The sequence below is a fragment of the Pyrobaculum islandicum DSM 4184 genome (genome assembly GCF_000015205.1).
GTDB lineage: Archaea > Thermoproteota > Thermoprotei > Thermoproteales > Thermoproteaceae > Pyrobaculum > Pyrobaculum islandicum.
The window spans coordinates 1,322,408-1,336,593 of sequence record NC_008701.1; the positions used below are offsets into that span (position 1 = coordinate 1,322,408).

General features: G+C 60.8%; 16 protein-coding genes. 8 read left to right on the plus strand and 8 right to left on the minus strand.

Features of this window, described 5'->3' with window-relative positions:
- Positions 1-50 precede the first annotated feature (50 nt).
- Positions 51-1,343: a phosphomethylpyrimidine synthase ThiC gene (gene thiC, locus PISL_RS07435; protein ID WP_011763181.1), complete on the minus strand. Its 1,293-nt coding sequence runs from the start codon at positions 1,341-1,343 to the stop codon at positions 51-53.
- A gap of 92 nt (positions 1,344-1,435) precedes the next feature.
- Between thiC and PISL_RS07440 the strand changes: the two genes are divergently transcribed.
- Positions 1,436-2,041, plus strand: coding sequence for a TTX_0299 family putative ATP pyrophosphatase (locus PISL_RS07440; RefSeq protein WP_011763182.1), 606 nt, complete (start codon positions 1,436-1,438; stop codon positions 2,039-2,041).
- On the plus strand, positions 2,038-2,895 hold the full coding sequence (locus PISL_RS07445; RefSeq protein ID WP_011763183.1) for an asparagine synthase C-terminal domain-containing protein: 858 nt from the start codon (positions 2,038-2,040) through the stop codon (positions 2,893-2,895). The genes PISL_RS07440 and PISL_RS07445 overlap by 4 nt, the downstream gene beginning before the upstream one ends.
- Here the strand turns inward: PISL_RS07445 and PISL_RS07450 are convergent.
- The 4 genes from PISL_RS07450 to PISL_RS07465 are packed head-to-tail and all read right to left on the minus strand — an operon-like array spanning position 2,880 to position 5,585.
- On the minus strand, positions 2,880-3,182 hold the full coding sequence (locus PISL_RS07450; RefSeq protein ID WP_011763184.1) for a hypothetical protein: 303 nt from the start codon (positions 3,180-3,182) through the stop codon (positions 2,880-2,882). The genes PISL_RS07445 and PISL_RS07450 overlap by 16 nt on opposite strands.
- Positions 3,183-3,202: 20 nt before the next feature.
- Positions 3,203-4,054, minus strand: coding sequence for an NAD+ synthase (locus tag PISL_RS07455; RefSeq protein ID WP_053240426.1), 852 nt, complete (start codon positions 4,052-4,054; stop codon positions 3,203-3,205).
- Positions 4,021-4,347 (minus strand): P-II family nitrogen regulator, encoded by a 327-nt coding sequence (locus PISL_RS07460; protein ID WP_011763186.1) that lies wholly within the window; start codon positions 4,345-4,347, stop codon positions 4,021-4,023. The genes PISL_RS07455 and PISL_RS07460 overlap by 34 nt, the downstream gene beginning before the upstream one ends.
- The gene (locus tag PISL_RS07465; protein ID WP_011763187.1) at positions 4,344-5,585 is read right to left on the minus strand and encodes an ammonium transporter; all 1,242 of its coding nucleotides are present in this window, start codon (positions 5,583-5,585) and stop codon (positions 4,344-4,346) included. Before PISL_RS07465 ends, PISL_RS07460 begins: the two co-directional genes overlap by 4 nt.
- A gap of 279 nt (positions 5,586-5,864) precedes the next feature.
- Between PISL_RS07465 and PISL_RS07470 the strand changes: the two genes are divergently transcribed.
- The gene (locus PISL_RS07470) at positions 5,865-6,935 is read left to right on the plus strand and encodes a glycosyltransferase (RefSeq protein ID WP_011763188.1); all 1,071 of its coding nucleotides are present in this window, start codon (positions 5,865-5,867) and stop codon (positions 6,933-6,935) included.
- A gap of 78 nt (positions 6,936-7,013) precedes the next feature.
- On the plus strand, positions 7,014-7,283 hold the full coding sequence (locus PISL_RS07475) for a TFIIB-type zinc ribbon-containing protein (RefSeq protein WP_011763189.1): 270 nt from the start codon (positions 7,014-7,016) through the stop codon (positions 7,281-7,283).
- Positions 7,284-7,459: 176 nt separating this feature from the next.
- On the opposite strand, the gene PISL_RS07480 is transcribed toward PISL_RS07475, so the two are convergent.
- Positions 7,460-8,452: a glycosyltransferase gene (locus tag PISL_RS07480; RefSeq protein WP_167827656.1), complete on the minus strand. Its 993-nt coding sequence runs from the start codon at positions 8,450-8,452 to the stop codon at positions 7,460-7,462.
- Between the two features lie 120 nt (positions 8,453-8,572).
- On the opposite strand from PISL_RS07480, the gene PISL_RS07485 reads away from it, so the two are divergent.
- The 4 genes from PISL_RS07485 (at position 8,573) to PISL_RS07500 (ending at position 11,811) form a co-directional block, all read left to right on the plus strand.
- Positions 8,573-9,013 (plus strand): DNA recombination RmuC family protein, encoded by a 441-nt coding sequence (locus PISL_RS07485; RefSeq protein WP_167827657.1) that lies wholly within the window; start codon positions 8,573-8,575, stop codon positions 9,011-9,013.
- Positions 9,014-9,037: 24 nt separating this feature from the next.
- A complete protein-coding gene (locus tag PISL_RS07490; RefSeq protein WP_053240428.1) occupies positions 9,038-9,520 on the plus strand; it encodes a hypothetical protein in 483 nt (160 codons plus the stop codon).
- 56 nt (positions 9,521-9,576) lie between these two features.
- The gene (locus PISL_RS07495) at positions 9,577-10,842 is read left to right on the plus strand and encodes a zinc ribbon domain-containing protein (RefSeq protein WP_011763193.1); all 1,266 of its coding nucleotides are present in this window, start codon (positions 9,577-9,579) and stop codon (positions 10,840-10,842) included.
- Positions 10,843-11,010: 168 nt separating this feature from the next.
- Positions 11,011-11,811: a radical SAM protein gene (locus tag PISL_RS07500; protein WP_011763194.1), complete on the plus strand. Its 801-nt coding sequence runs from the start codon at positions 11,011-11,013 to the stop codon at positions 11,809-11,811.
- On the opposite strand, the gene PISL_RS07505 is transcribed toward PISL_RS07500, so the two are convergent.
- Positions 11,754-12,737, minus strand: coding sequence for a class I SAM-dependent methyltransferase (locus tag PISL_RS07505; protein WP_011763195.1), 984 nt, complete (start codon positions 12,735-12,737; stop codon positions 11,754-11,756). The genes PISL_RS07500 and PISL_RS07505 overlap by 58 nt on opposite strands.
- A gap of 41 nt (positions 12,738-12,778) precedes the next feature.
- Entirely contained in the window at positions 12,779-14,158 is a 1,380-nt protein-coding gene (locus PISL_RS07510) for a hypothetical protein (RefSeq protein ID WP_011763196.1), read from the minus strand.
- Positions 14,159-14,186 lie beyond the last annotated feature (28 nt).

Consider the following 14,186-nt stretch of genomic DNA (forward strand, 5'->3'; position numbering starts at 1 on the left):
TGACAATGGAGAAAAGTGGGGGGACTAGGAAAAAATTGTATAGATGTATGTCAAGAGGCTTTTCTCGCCTGCTCCCTCACCCACATCATGGGGCAGTACTTGCCGCACATGGTGCAGCCCTTCACCCTGGGCTCTCCGAACTGCCTATACACCGCCCACGCGGCCTCCGGGTCGAGGAGCTTGTTTATCATATTGGCCCAGTCGAGCCTACCCCTGTACACACTCACCTCCCTATCCCACCTCGAGGCCTTTGGCCCAAGCTTCACGATGTCTCCTATGTGTGCAGCCACTCTGTAGGCCTTCACCCCCTCCTCCACTTGCTTGACGGTGGGCAGGGAGAGGTGCTCCGCCGGCGTGATGTAGCACAGGAGGTCGGCCCCCGCGGCGGCGGCGAGGGCGGCGCCTACCGCAGAGGCGATGTGGTCGTAGGGCGCGGCCACGTCAGTCGGCAGAGGCCCCAGGACGTAGTAGGGGACGCCCCCCGTGAGCTTCTTCTCCAGCTTTATAGACCAGACGATCTCGTTCAGCGGCACGTGCCCCGGCCCCTCAAGCATCACCTGGACCCCCGCTTTGATAGCCCTCTTGGCCAGCCTAGCCGCCTCGACGAGCTCGGCTATCTGAAACTCGTCGTGGGCGTCGGCGATGGCGCCTGGCCTTAGGGCGTCGCCTATGGAGATAGTGGCGTCGTACTCGGCGAAGAGCTCCAGGAGGTAGTCCCAGTTCTTGAGGTAGGGGTTCTCGGACTCGTTGTAGAGCATCCAGCCGATGACCATGTCGCCGCCGCGCGACACGACGGGGATCACCCTATCGCTCTTCAGCACCTTCAAGGCGAGGTCTCTCGTGACCGCGGCGTGTATTGTCATAAACGACACGCCGTCTTTCAACTGCCTCTCCACCACCTCGAACAGGTGGTCCTCCGTCATGTAAGCCCCGCCGCCCCTCTTTTCAAAGGCCTCGATAAAGGCTTGGTATATGGGTACGGTGCCCACGGGGATCTCCGCCTTGCTCAACACAGCCCTCCTCACCGCGTCTAGATCGCCGCCGACGCTTAGATCCATCAACGTGTCGCCCCACCTATTCGCCACCTCCACCTTCTTCAGCTCCGCCCCTAGGTCCACCACCTCTGAGGAGGTGCCTATGTTTACGTTCACCTTTGTAAACAGCCCCTTCCCCACGCCGGTCAGTCTCTTAGGCGGCGACTTGGCGTTGGTCAAAACCACGGCCTGCCCCCGCGCCAGACGGTCGCGGAGCTTAACCGCGTTGACGCCCTCTGCCTTAGCCACCTTCTCAAGCTCAGGAGGCGTCCTCCCCTCTCTCGCCTGTTGGATTAACGTCTTCGCCATAAGTAGCTAATGGATTCTATATAAAAAGATTTTACACATCCTCAATTTATATAGGAGCAGAAACCAATATAAATATGTAGAATCTGGGGCTTATGAAAATAGCTTTCTTCTCCGGCGGTAAAGACTCCGTCTACGCGGCGTTGCTGGAGTGGCCCGTGGACATGTTCTTCATCTCGGTCTACAGCTTCCCCCGCCCCTCCCCCCACCTCGTGAACCTACACAAGACAGTGGAGCTTGCGGTGAAGCTGGGGGTGCCGACGCTGGTGGTAAATCTGCCCAAGGGCGCAGAGCGGAGGACAAAGGCGGATCTACTCCGGCGGCTCGGCGCAAGGGTGTTAGTGGCGGGAGACCAGGCGGTGGAGGAGCACCTCCGCTACATGGAGCAACTCGCCAGGGAGACAGGCGCCGAGCTGAGGGAGCCCCTGTGGGGCAGAGACCCCACGCAGATCCTCTACGAGGAGGCGGAGAAGATGGAGTTCATAGTCATCGGGGGGCTAGACAGATCTATAGTCTGTAGGCGGGTTGGGAAAGAAAACGTCGCCGACTTCCTCGCCGACCTCAAAAGGCTCGGCGTGGATCCAATAGGCGAGAGGGGGGAATACCACACCTTGGTCACCAGGGTAGGCGCCGTCGCGCTGGATGTGCAGTGCGGCGCCGTGGAGAAACACGGCGACTACTACATAGCCCGGCTGGTATGATTGTGGAAAGGCTGGCCGAGTCCGTCGCGAGGAGGCCCTGCGACGCCATCGCCTTCTCAGGAGGGCTGGACTCCACCGCGGTGGCCCTCGCCCACGTCAAACTCGGGCACAGACCCCTCCTGGTGAACGTCCAGCTGGCCGAGTCCCCCGGCACAGACGCCCCACACGCCGTCGAGGCCGCGAGGAGGCTCGGCCTCCCCCTCGTCGTTAGATACGTCCCGATGTGGGAGGCCCTTGCCGCCGTGGAGGAGGTAGTGAAGGCGATAAAGCTCTTCAACCCCATGGAGGTGGTGAACTGCTCCGTCCAATACATCGCCCTCAAGCTCGCCAGAGACCTCGGCGCGAGGACCGTCTGCACAGGAGACGCAGGAGACGAGATCTGCGTAGGCTACAGCTTCATGCTGACGAAGCCTAGGGAGGAGCTCGCGAGATATATGGACCCCTCCCGGTGGTACTTCTGCTCCTTCGACCTAGCCAAGGCGCTGGGCGTAGAGGTTAAAGCACCATTCCTAGAGGCGGCCCAACACCTCCTCGCCATACCAATAGAGGAGAAGATAAAATGCGGCCTCGGCAAATGCTTGCTGAGGCAGGAGCTAGGCGACCTTGGACAAAGGCGGAAGGATCCCGCCGAGGTGGGCTCTGGCTTCCACGCCCTCTACAAGACGCTGGAGGAGCTAGGCAGAAAGGTGGAGGTAGACCTCCCCCTCGACGGCCCAGCCCGCTATCTTTACCACATCTACAGGAAGGCCGGCCTCTCCTACCCAAAGGCGCGGAGGAACCCCTGCCCAAGATGCGGCGCCGAGTTAGACGACAAGAGGTACTGCAAAATGTGCGGCTACTACGGCGGCGGTTGAACAGAACCGCCGCAGACCTCCGCCACAAGCTTGGCCAAGTTGCCCACCCCCATCTTAATAGTAAAGAAGGAAAAGACGTAGGTCCTCCCAGCCCCCCTCAAGATTAGACATACGTCACAAACTTTTTCCACCGCCTCCTCAAGCCTAAGCCCTCTGTAGGCCTCTGGCAGAACTACAACTCCGTCTCTAGCCACGAGGAGGGTCTTCAAGTTGCAAGTACACACGAGGTCTAGGAGGGCGTCTAGACAACGATCTACCTCAGGACTCTCTAGAGTGACAACCTCCATAGTCTGTTAAATAAACAAAATTAAATTCTTGTCGTATATCTCTTGCTTTTCGTCAGCTTCGCCACAGGCGGCGGCGCCCTCTTGTGGGCGTTTTCAGCTACCAGGGCCAGCACCTTCTCCACCTTTGGCCTAGACACGCCGGTGGCGTCTGGGATTACATCTTTGGAGAGGCCTAGCTCGTGGGCGTAGAGGACGAGGTCTACCTCCCTGTAGCTGATGCCCAGCTCCCCCTCGGCCGTGTGGCCAGCCCAGAGGCGGGGGGCCGACGGCTTCTCGGCAATGCGGTCCGGCACGCCCAGGTGTTTGGCCATACGCCTCACCTGGGTCTTGTAGAGGTCGCCGATGGGGAGGAGGTCTACGCCGCCGTCGCCATATTTAGTGAAGTAGCCGAGCATAAGCTCGCTCTTGTCCCCCGTCCCGAGCACCAACATGTCGTACCTGTTGGCGTAGTAGTAGAGTATAGACATGCGCACCCTCGCCATGAGGTTCCCCCTAGCCACCTGATCCCCCTCGTCGTAGAAGGGCAGAGAGGAGTAGGCCGACACGATCTGGTCGATCTGAACGACGAAATGTCTCACGCCGAGTTGCTTCGCCAGAGATACGGCGTCTTCTACGTCTTGCTGAGGCGTATATCTGCTGGGGAGGACAAGCGCAACCACTCTATCCGCCCCTAGCGCCTCCACGGCGAGGGCCAAGGCAGTTGAGGAGTCGACCCCACCGCTGAGGCCGACGACAACGCCCTTAGCCCCCGAGGAAGACACATAGTCGTGGATAAAGGCTGTGATTTCAGACTTTGCCGAGCTGTAGTCCACCGCCTCGACGACGTCTTGGATTGTGATCAGCCCAATTTTTCGCCGCTTCTTATACGCCATGCCCCCTCCACCCCCAGCACGAAGATTCTGCCGTCGCCAACGTGTCCCGTCTTCGCCGCCTCCATGATTGTCTTCACCACCTTCTCCACCTCCCCGTCCTCCACGGCCACCTCTACCACCGCCCTCGGCAGAAGCGCCTCGTAGGTCCTCCCCCTGATCTTCACCACGCCGCTTTCGCCGCCCATCCCGCCGACGTCTCTAAACACCGTCGCGCCGGTGTAGCCGGCTCTCACAAGCGCATCTAGCACATCCACCAGCTTGTCCTCTCTAATTACGGCTCTAACCAACTTCATACCCTCGCCACCCCGTGGTCAACTATGTCTAGGCCCACCAGCTCCTCCTCCGGCTTCACCCTAAAGCCTAGCTTGATCAAGACGTAGAAGAACGCCGCCGTAGTGGCCACCACGAACACAAGCGCGATGGCCATACCAAGCCACTGCACAAGCACCCACCCCGCCGGTCCGCCGTAGACCAGCCCCTTGAGCCCGCCCGACACGTCCGGCGACGCCAACACAGGCACAAGCGCGCTGCCCAAAACGCCGTTGAAGCCGTGCACCGGCAGACTGCCGACGGGGTCGTCCACCGGCATGTACCTCTCCACCAGCTTAGTCCCATAGAAAGCCACTGCGCCCGACAACGCGCCGACGAGAAGCGCCGCCCACAGCTCCACATAGCCGGCGAGAGGCGTAATCGCCACAAGCCCCGCCAAGACGCCGCTGATGGCCATAACCGGGCTCCACACGCCCTCCCTCAGCCTCGCCAGAAGCACCGCGATGAGCCCACCGAGCGAGCCGGACACTGCGGTGTTCGCTATCGCGTAGCCGGTCTGGGGGCTGACCACGATAGTCGACCCGCCGTTGAAGCCGAACCAGCCGAAGAAGAGAAGGGTGGTGCCCACGATGGCATATGGAAGCTCGGCTCTTTTATACTCAACCGCCTCCTTATAAGCCACCACGCTGTCTCCCCCATTTTTCCTAACCGCCCTCAGCGCCGTAGGCCCGAGGAGGGCGGTGGCCACGGCCCCCGCCAGAGCCGCGTAGGCGTGTACCACAGTCCCGCCTGCGAAATCTCTAACGCCCAGCCCCTCGAGGCCGAAGTAGTTGCCCAAGTTCGCCAAAAAGCCGTTGGCCCAGACCCAGGACGAAACGAGAGGCCACTGCACGGCAGAGAAAAACACAGCGAACGCCAGCCAGCCGCCGAATTTAAGCCTCTCGGGAGCGCCGGAGAAGAGTATAGCCAGAGTCACCGACCCGAACGCCCCCATGAAGAAGCCGTAGACGTAGGCTGGGACGCCTGCGTCTTGCGACGTTGGGTAGAACCCGTCTTGTAAAACGCCGCCGTAGTAGTAGGGAAACACCACGAACCATATGGGGAAGAACACCATAACCGCCAGAAGACCCTTCATCATTGCGTTAATTACGTTAGACCTCCTGACGAGCCCCGCCTCGAGGAAGCCCACGGCGGGGATCATTAGAAAAACAAGTATTCCACCCAGAGCCGTCCAGACCGTAGCTGCCAGATCCACCTGCATAGCCCCCCGAAGAGTCTAGACTAATTCACTTTCTGGGAAAAAATACCAAGATACGCCGGACGGCAAGAGACATAGTACTAGAGGTCCCACGTATATACGGGATAAAAGCCCATTAGACACGCCATATGCGATATAAAGAATTCACGTGCCGCTAAACTTTCACAATTCCTACCTATCTAAAGATTTTTTTCCACATATACAAAGTTGTTATAACACCTAGAAAAAATATTTGCCAGCCCCCGCCGAGTGCCATATATAAACGGGCCACCACTCTAAGACGTGCTAGAGCTAGCTACTGCACTGGCGGCGTTACATTTCGGCGCGCCAGCCCTCTATCTACTCTATCTACGTGCCGCCCCAAAGAAGCCGCTCCAGCCGGCGGCTATATACCCCAAGGTGGCGGTCGTCGTGCCAACGTACAACGAAGCCCCAAACATAGAGGCTAAGCTCGAGGATATATACAGCCAGAGCTACCCCAGAGATAGGATGTCTATATACGTCGTCGACTCGGCCTCCACCGACGGCACAGCCGAGGCGGCGGAGCGGTGGGCCGCCGGCAGAAAAGACGCCAAGGTTGTAGTGCTGAGGGAGCCCGAGAGACGGGGGAAGGCCCACGCCTTAAACACAGCCCTTGCCCACCTCGCCGACGAGGAAGTTGTCGTGGTTACAGACGCCGACTCCCGCTGGCTAGACCGAGACACGCTGAGGAAGGCCGTGGCCTACCTCGCCGCCGCCGACGCGGTCTCCTGCCTAAAGAAGCCGGCGGGGGGAGGCCCCACGGAGGAGGCCTACCGCACGTGGTACAACCGGCTGAGACTCGCCGAGAGCTTGGTCCACTCCACCCCGGTCTTCCACGGCGAACTCGCCGCCTTTAGACGGGAGGCCATCGCCGGGGGATTCCCGGAAGACGTCGGCGCAGACGACAGCTACGCCGCCATTAGGATAGCCATAGAGGGGGGCCGCGCCGTCACGCCACCAGACGTGTGGTGCATAGAGGCGGTGCCCCAGAGGGGCTACGCCAGGTGGCGCCTAAGGCGGGCACAACACTTGATACAAACCTTCGCGCGGGCGCTTCCAAAAGTTGCCAAGGCCCCGCCGCCCTACAGAGCAATCCTCGCCGCCGAGGCCTACCTACACCTGTTTAACCCATGGCTCCTCCCAGCCGCCGCCGCCCTAGCCGCCGCCTCCGGACCCCCCGGCCTGGCCCTCCTCGCCGCAGGCGCCGCCGCGTTGCTATACAAACCCTACAGAGCCTGGGTGGCGGGCCAGATATACCTAATGGCAGCCGCCCTGAGAAACATATGGAACAAGGAACTCATATGGCAAAAACAAGAAAAGCCGCTGCCGTAAACGCCGCTTAGACTACAAAACACTACCCACACAAACCCCGGCAGTACACGCCCCCTATGCCCACCCCTCAGTCGCCGTGTGTATAAGGACTACTTTTTATATACAGACTTTCTCGCCTACATGAAGTTCTGCCCGGTCTGTGGAGTTGAGCTCAAGCCCAGGGTCGTCTACGGCATTGAAATCGACCAGTGCCCCAAGTGCGGCGGGGTGTGGCTCGACGGAGGCGAACTCAACAAGCTCATAGCCGCCGTGAAAGAGCTCGGCGACTACTCGGAGTACGAAGACGTCGAGGTGAGGAGAGAGAAGAAGAGGAGGTTCTTCGAGTTCTTCGACGAGCTCTTCGACTAGGGCCAAACCCCCCTTGCCGGCCCCCCAAGCGCGCCCGCGGATGCGGAGCGCGGTGGCCCGGCCGCCTCCGGGCAGATGAGCTCGGCAGATACAACAGCCTGCCGGATCCCCCAAGGCCGGTTAGCCCATGGGCGAAGTACCACAGGATGATCGCCGGGGTTAGAGAGGGGTTGTTTTCAAGGTTTCTCAATGCCGCGGTAGACCGCCAGCACCTCTGGAACCACCTGGCTCCACGGCCTCACCTCGGCCTTAGTCACCTCGTTTACCTCGCCGGAGGCGCCCGGCGTATATATCTCAGCCACCTCCCTAGAGAGGAGGGCCGGCACGCCCATCGCCAGAGCCTCAGCCACAAAGATGGAGTAGACCTCCCTAGTGCTCATGTTTATGGCGTATCTAGCCCCCGACAGGAGGTCGAGATACCTCTCCCTGGGTTGCGGCGGGAGGAAGAGCGCGCCTCTCAGCCTCCTCCTCAGCGCCCGGAGGTGCGGCCCGTCTCCCACAACCACCAGCCTAAGCCCCCGCGCCGCCGCCACCTCATACGCCTTGTCAACCCTCTTGTACTTCTCCAGCCGGCCCGCATATATGGCGTAGTTGCTAGACGCGCCCCGCCACCTGTACAAAAAGACGTCGTCCCCCACGCCATGCGGCACCACCACAGCCCCAACCCCGAAGTCCTCCTCCCACCTCTCCGCCTCGGGCCTGCTGGCCGCCACCACAGCCCCCACGGCACCCGCAAGCCCAGCAACCCTCCGCCTCCAGACAGTCCACAGAGCCTCCCTCAGAGGCGTGTGGCCGCCCCCGTGATAGTGCGGGGACAACACCACAGGAGCCCCCGCCTCACTCGCGGCGACTCCGGCCTCTACGGAAAAGACCGCGTGGACGCTGTGGACATGGACAACGTCAGTCTCAGCCGCCAGACGCGCCACGTACCTCCTAAGCTCCCCCAGACGCCTAGGAATGTGGTAGGCCCCCCCAGGCGACCACACCGGCCAGAGGTGCACCTCCACGCCGCCCAAATCCAACACCCTAAGCCCCCCTACGCCGGGCTCCCCCGCCAACACCACCACCCGATGGCCAACCCCAGCCAAAGCCCTAGCTAGACTATACACCACATACTCCACACCCCCCACCCTCCCCGGCCCACCAGGCGACACCAACAAAACCCTCACCCAACACCCCCACCCAAGCCAGGTTAAATACATTATGTCTAACATCAACAACCGCCTCTACCCCCGGCGACACCCTACAGAGGCAGCCTCCCGCCTCCTCGGCGTTATGTTTATATTTTTGTGTGGGGTGTGGATACTGTGGCGCAGGAGGCTCTCAGAATTGCCGTGGACAAGGTGGTGGAGAAGCTTAGGGAGGGCAAAAAGCTCACCACGGAGGACATCTTCCTCCTATACCTCGGCACCATAGTAAACGAGCTAGGCGGCATAAGAGGCGAGATCGCGCGGCTAGAGCAGAGGATAGACCAGATAAGCCAGAGGATTGACGCCACAAACCAGAGGATTGACGCGCTGGCAGACAGCCTAAACAAGAGGATAGACACGGTGGCGGAGAGCCTAAACAGGAGAATCGACGCAGTGGCAGACAGCCTAGGTAAAAGAATTGATGAGACAAACAAGCGGATTGACGCACTCAGCGCTCGTATAGACGACGTGCAGAAGACTCTGCTGGAGATACAGCGCCTCTTGATGGAGCTGCTGAAGACCGGCACCGGCCGTTCTTGAGACGCATGACATCGGGCAAGTGAAATGGACGTATTAGGGGATGTGGTGTTGGGTTTGCAACGGAGACTATGGGTTGTGTGGTTGGGGAGAAGGGCGTCTAGAGGGGAAAGCCGCCGAGCTGTGGCCGCGGGCGCCGCCGGCAATCCACGGGCCGCCGTGTGGGTCAACGTCATGATGGCCGCCGCCGTGCTCGCTTTTAGTAACATTGTCGCGAGGGCGGTGAAAATGTTCAACGTCGAAAGATACGTATTGGCCATGTTGTTGACCTTCGCCGCCACAAGAACAACTGTCGTCGTAAGTAATGTGTTGATACTTGCCGGCGTTATACACACGCCGCTGTTGTCGCCCCAAGTCCAATTCACATTGGCGATACACATCGCGACGTTGGCCGTGATAACACCCGTTTTTCAACCCGCCCATGTCTCTAACGCGGTCTCCCGCCAACCTCTTTGCCACTTTCTACTCCCTCGGCTCACCTGCCTCACAGCGACGACGTCAGGCAGGTGAGTCGGGAGAGCTGAAAGAACGCTTCAAGGTTTTTCTCCCCTACGCCCTTTACGCATATGGGCCAAACCTACAGAGTACTAAAGATCAGAATCCCCTGGCGTCTCGTCGAGGAGCGGCCGGACGTCCTAGACCTCGCCGTAAGGATGCGTCTAGCGGCGGAGGAATACGTCAGAAGGCTGTTGAAGGAGATTACGGGGCAAGAGGAGCCGAAGCTGACGACGGAGGAGCTTGACAGACTCCTCACTCCCGACAGGCGTGAGTTGGCGCGCCGGATTATCGAGGAGGTGTTCTCCAAGTACGGGTTGGGGAGGTGCTTCGTAAAGCAAGCTAAAACGTTCTGGCGCGAGACGGCGTTTTGGCGAGCAATACCGTTGAACGCCCAGCTTAGAGTTGAGAACGAGAAGGACGTGAGCAGGGCGGTCTTCGTCGACCTCAGAAACGAGATCCTCAAAGTGCGCAAACTCGGCGTACAGCCGTTTATCATCCGCCTAAGGAGACAGACCGTCGAGTGGATAAGAGAGAGGATAGAGGAGGACGCCAGACTGAGACTTGCCTTTCTCGGCATAGAGAGACAGAAGGGTAAGAAGGGGCCAACCTACGGCAAGCTATATGTCGCCCTGGTGTTCGCTAGGGAGGTGACGCCTGTGGAGCCCAGGGCGCTTGTCGTCGTAGACGTGAACCGTCTCGACCACGGCGTCGCCGTCGGTCTCCTCGTGGACGGAAAACTGAGACAGACGTTGAGACTTATAGACAGAGACGTGATTAAGACATTGAGGAGACTTCACGAGGAGATAAGCCGTCTTGAGGAGCGGGCCGCGAGGGAGACTGATCCCGCCAGAAGGAGTTTTCTCGAGAGTAGAGCGCGTTACCTCAAGTCCAAGCGTTATAGAAAGATAAGGGGCGTTGCGGAGCAGACAGCAGGCGAAATCGTAAAGCTGGCGAGAAAGCACCAAGCCGCCGTCGTGGTAGATGCGATGGACTACGAGACGTATTCGGCGAGAAAGCAGAGCGGCGAAAGCGGCGACAGGAAACACCTCTACGACGGTCTCGGACAGTTGAAGAGACGTCTACAGACGCTGGCACAGTGGTATGGGTTGCCGTACCTCGAGGAAAGACTGTACTCGACCATCTGTCCCCGCTGTGGCGCAAGGATGGTGGAGGAAAAGAAGCGTATAATGCGTTGCCCCGCCTGCGGCTTTACGGACCACAGAGATAGAGTCCCGTTGTTGTGGGCAAAGAGGAGGTATTGGGAACTACTCCAAAAGACAAAACAACCCGCTTTTTCCTCCACTCCGACGACCGTCACACTTTTAACCTCGTAACTAATTCTCCTACATGAACCCACCGGCCTTGGGGCACCGGCCGATTGCTACATCTGGCGAGCCCGTACGCCCGGGCACGGCCGGGCCCCCGCGCGCCTGGGTTGCCCAGCGCGACTCGGGCGTGCGCCCCGAGCCCCCCGGGGAAGGCCGGCGTTGTGAAGGGGAGCTATGACGTTGATCTACCACATCACGTACTACCCGCGGCTGAGGTCTGCGTACATCCAGTTCGACGGTTGCAACTACGTCTGCCCCTGGTGTATTAGGAGACTTACGCCCTGGGACCACCACCTGCCTGACGCCGGTGGGCTCAAGACGAGGCGGCATCTAACGCTGGGCGAGCTGGTGGAGGTGGTCTCTGGCTTGAGAGAGCGCGGCGCTGTGGAGGCCGTCCTAGGCGGCGGCGAGCCGACGGTAGACCCGGAGCTCTCCCAGGTGGTGAAGACGCTCGCCGGGCTCCGGGTGAGGATTTTGACCAACGGCTTCAGTATTTCGGAAGAGCTCCTCGGGGTATTGAGGAGCTGCCCCGCCTGCGAGGTGGTGGTCAGCGTGAAGACCCTCGACCCGGCGCGCCACCTCGCGTACACGGGGAAGCCCCTCGGGCCTGTGTTGGCCAACATCAAGAGGCTAATCGAGGCCGGCGTCGCCGTGAAGTTCGAGACGGTGCTGATCCCCGGGCTAAACGACGTAGAAGACGTGGAGGAGATCGCGAAGTATATAGGCGAGGTGGCCGGCCCCGACGCCGTGTTGATAATCGACCCACTGATCCCCATCCCCGGCACGCCCTGGAGGAGGCCGGCCCCAGAGGAGGTGGAGGAGGCCCACAGGCGGGCCTCTAGATATATCAAAACGGCTCGGCACGACGGAGGGGGGCCGGCGGACGTCCCAGTCGTCGTCTTCCCACCGCCCGGCGGCTACCAGGGCTCCAGCCGCTCCAGCAGCAGCCCGCCGCGCCCCCACACGGCTGTGTAGAGGGGGGCGTCCTTGGCGTACCGCCTCATTAGGCTTAGGCCGGCTGTCTTCAGCATCTGTTCCACCCCCCGCCAGTTGAAGACATGTTTTGCGCCGGCCGCCGCGGAGATGACGGCTAGGCCCGGCGCCGTGTCAGCCACGTGTTGCGCCACGTAGATCTTCCCGCCGGCCGCCAGCATCTTGCCAACACACGACAGATCTCTCACGGGGTCAACCATCCAGCTCACTGCGTCAAAAAGCAACACCGCGTCTACTCCTTGCGGCGCGAGCGACTTAACCACGTCTAAGACGTCGCAGGGGGAGTACGCCGGGTAGAGACAGACGCCCCCTCTACACCCGCCGACCTCAGCCCCGAGGAGAGAGGAGGCGAGCTCGAGGTGGTCTCGCCTTGAGTCAAAGCCTATGTATAGGCGGGGGGCGGCCTCCTCTAGAAGCGCAAATGCCGTGTGCCCCTCTTTCACGAAAGCCTCCAGCACCACGCCGCCCCTCCCCACGAGTTTGACAAACTCCCTTCTGACGAGTCTATACCAGCCTGAGATCTGGAGAGCCGAGTAGAGTATAGCCACAGTGTTTTCATCGACGTTGTTCTGCGCCACGTTTACTATGTTTAGCCTATCGAAAGAGTCGTGAAAATCGACAAACTCCGCCGCGTAGAAGTTGGTGGGGTATTCAGGCCTTTCTTCAAACACAGGCAACTCCTCCCCCATTATCCCCCTTATTTTATAAACAGGCACGAAGTCGCCTCTTTCGTCTATGGCGCCCCTCAACCTCAGGGAGAGATAGAGGATACGCCAGAGCCAAGTCCCCCTCGCGGCCTCCCGCGCCTCCCGCCACCACTTTGCCGCATACCACGCGCTCCACTTCAAAGCTAATTTAGCTTGGCCCCCAAGCGCCTCAAAAAACTCTTTAAAAACCACAGAGACCATATAGATCTTTTACATATCTATTTCGGTGGCCCCCGCGGGCTCTACCTAAGGCGTCTGTAGAGGAGGACAAGCGCCTCGCGTACAGCTGGCGAAAGCGCAGCGAAGACGGCGAGCGCCAAGGCGGCGATTAAAAGGCCGTTGGGTATAAAAGAGAGCAGCGTCGTGACGACGTCGCCGAATTTATACCAACGGGGCATGGGCAGTAGGTAAAACAGCGCCAGGGCCCCCAGCGCCGGGAGGTAAAGCCTCGCCACCAGCGGACGCGCCGCCGAGCCCAGCAGAAGCGCCCTCACCGCCACGGCCGCCGCCGTCGTGACGGCAGACGCCGCCACCATCCCCACCGCCCCAAAGGCCGAGGCGGCGTAGTAGGCCAGCGCCAGCCCAGCCGGCGTCAAGGCCAGGTCCCCCAACAGAGCCAGCCCCGGCTTATCCCGCGCCGTAAACACAGCCTTCTCCTCAACCCCCAGGAGGAAGTTGCTGAGGTGGAGGTAGAAGCCCGAGAGGAGGAGGGCGACGGCGTTCGCCCGCATAGCCTCCACAAGCTCGCCCGAGAGCTCCCCAGGCCTCAGAAAGGCCACCAGCCAGTCGGGGGCGGAGGCCATCACCGCCGCCACGGCGAGGTAAAAGTAGAGCACGGCGGCGCCGTCGAGCAGAGCCCTCTTCGTCTTGTCCCCCGCCCTAAGGAGGGAGCCGTACATAAGCGGCACAATAGCCAGCGCGGGGTAGACCGCCTTGCTCGCCTGGAAGAGGACGTAGCTATACGACAGGAGCTTGTCTCCCCCCACCGCCCCGTAGACGTAGACGTAGAGACCCCCCGCGTAAGCCGCCGCGAGGGCCAGCGTCTGGTAGGACGCCCCCCGCGCCGCCTCTCTCAGAAGCTCCGCCGCCCGCCTAAGCCTCGGCCTCCTCAGCGAGGCGGCTGCCGTGGGGAGCGACATAAAGACGTTTACCGCCAGCGCCGTGTCGGCAGTTGGGAAGAGCCTAACTACAAAAGCCCCCACGACCTTCGCCGCCTGCGAGAGATAGCTCAGCGACGCCAGGAGAGTCTGCCGGTACACCGAGAGGTAGGCCCCCGTGGGGAGGCCCGCCAGCGTGGTGAGGACGAAGAGGAAGAGGTAGAGGGCGGGGTCCCACACCCCCGATAGGGCGAGGTAGAGAGCCGCCGCCGACGCCGCGGCCATGGAGAAGAGCAGGCCCAGACCCAGGAGGTCCGGGAGGGCCCCCCTATCCCTAGCCAGAATCCGGGGGTACCACGTCGTTATATAGCCAAGCGCCGCCGAGGCTATGGCAAAGGCCGCGTTGAATCTAGCCAACTGTGCCAGCTCCCCCTCGGGCAGACGCCGGGTGACGGCCACCATGAAGACTAGCGATGCAACTAGAGAAAAGACGCCGGAGCCGACGGCCAGAAGTCTAGACGACACAAATGGCGGGGCGCCCCCCTATTAAAAG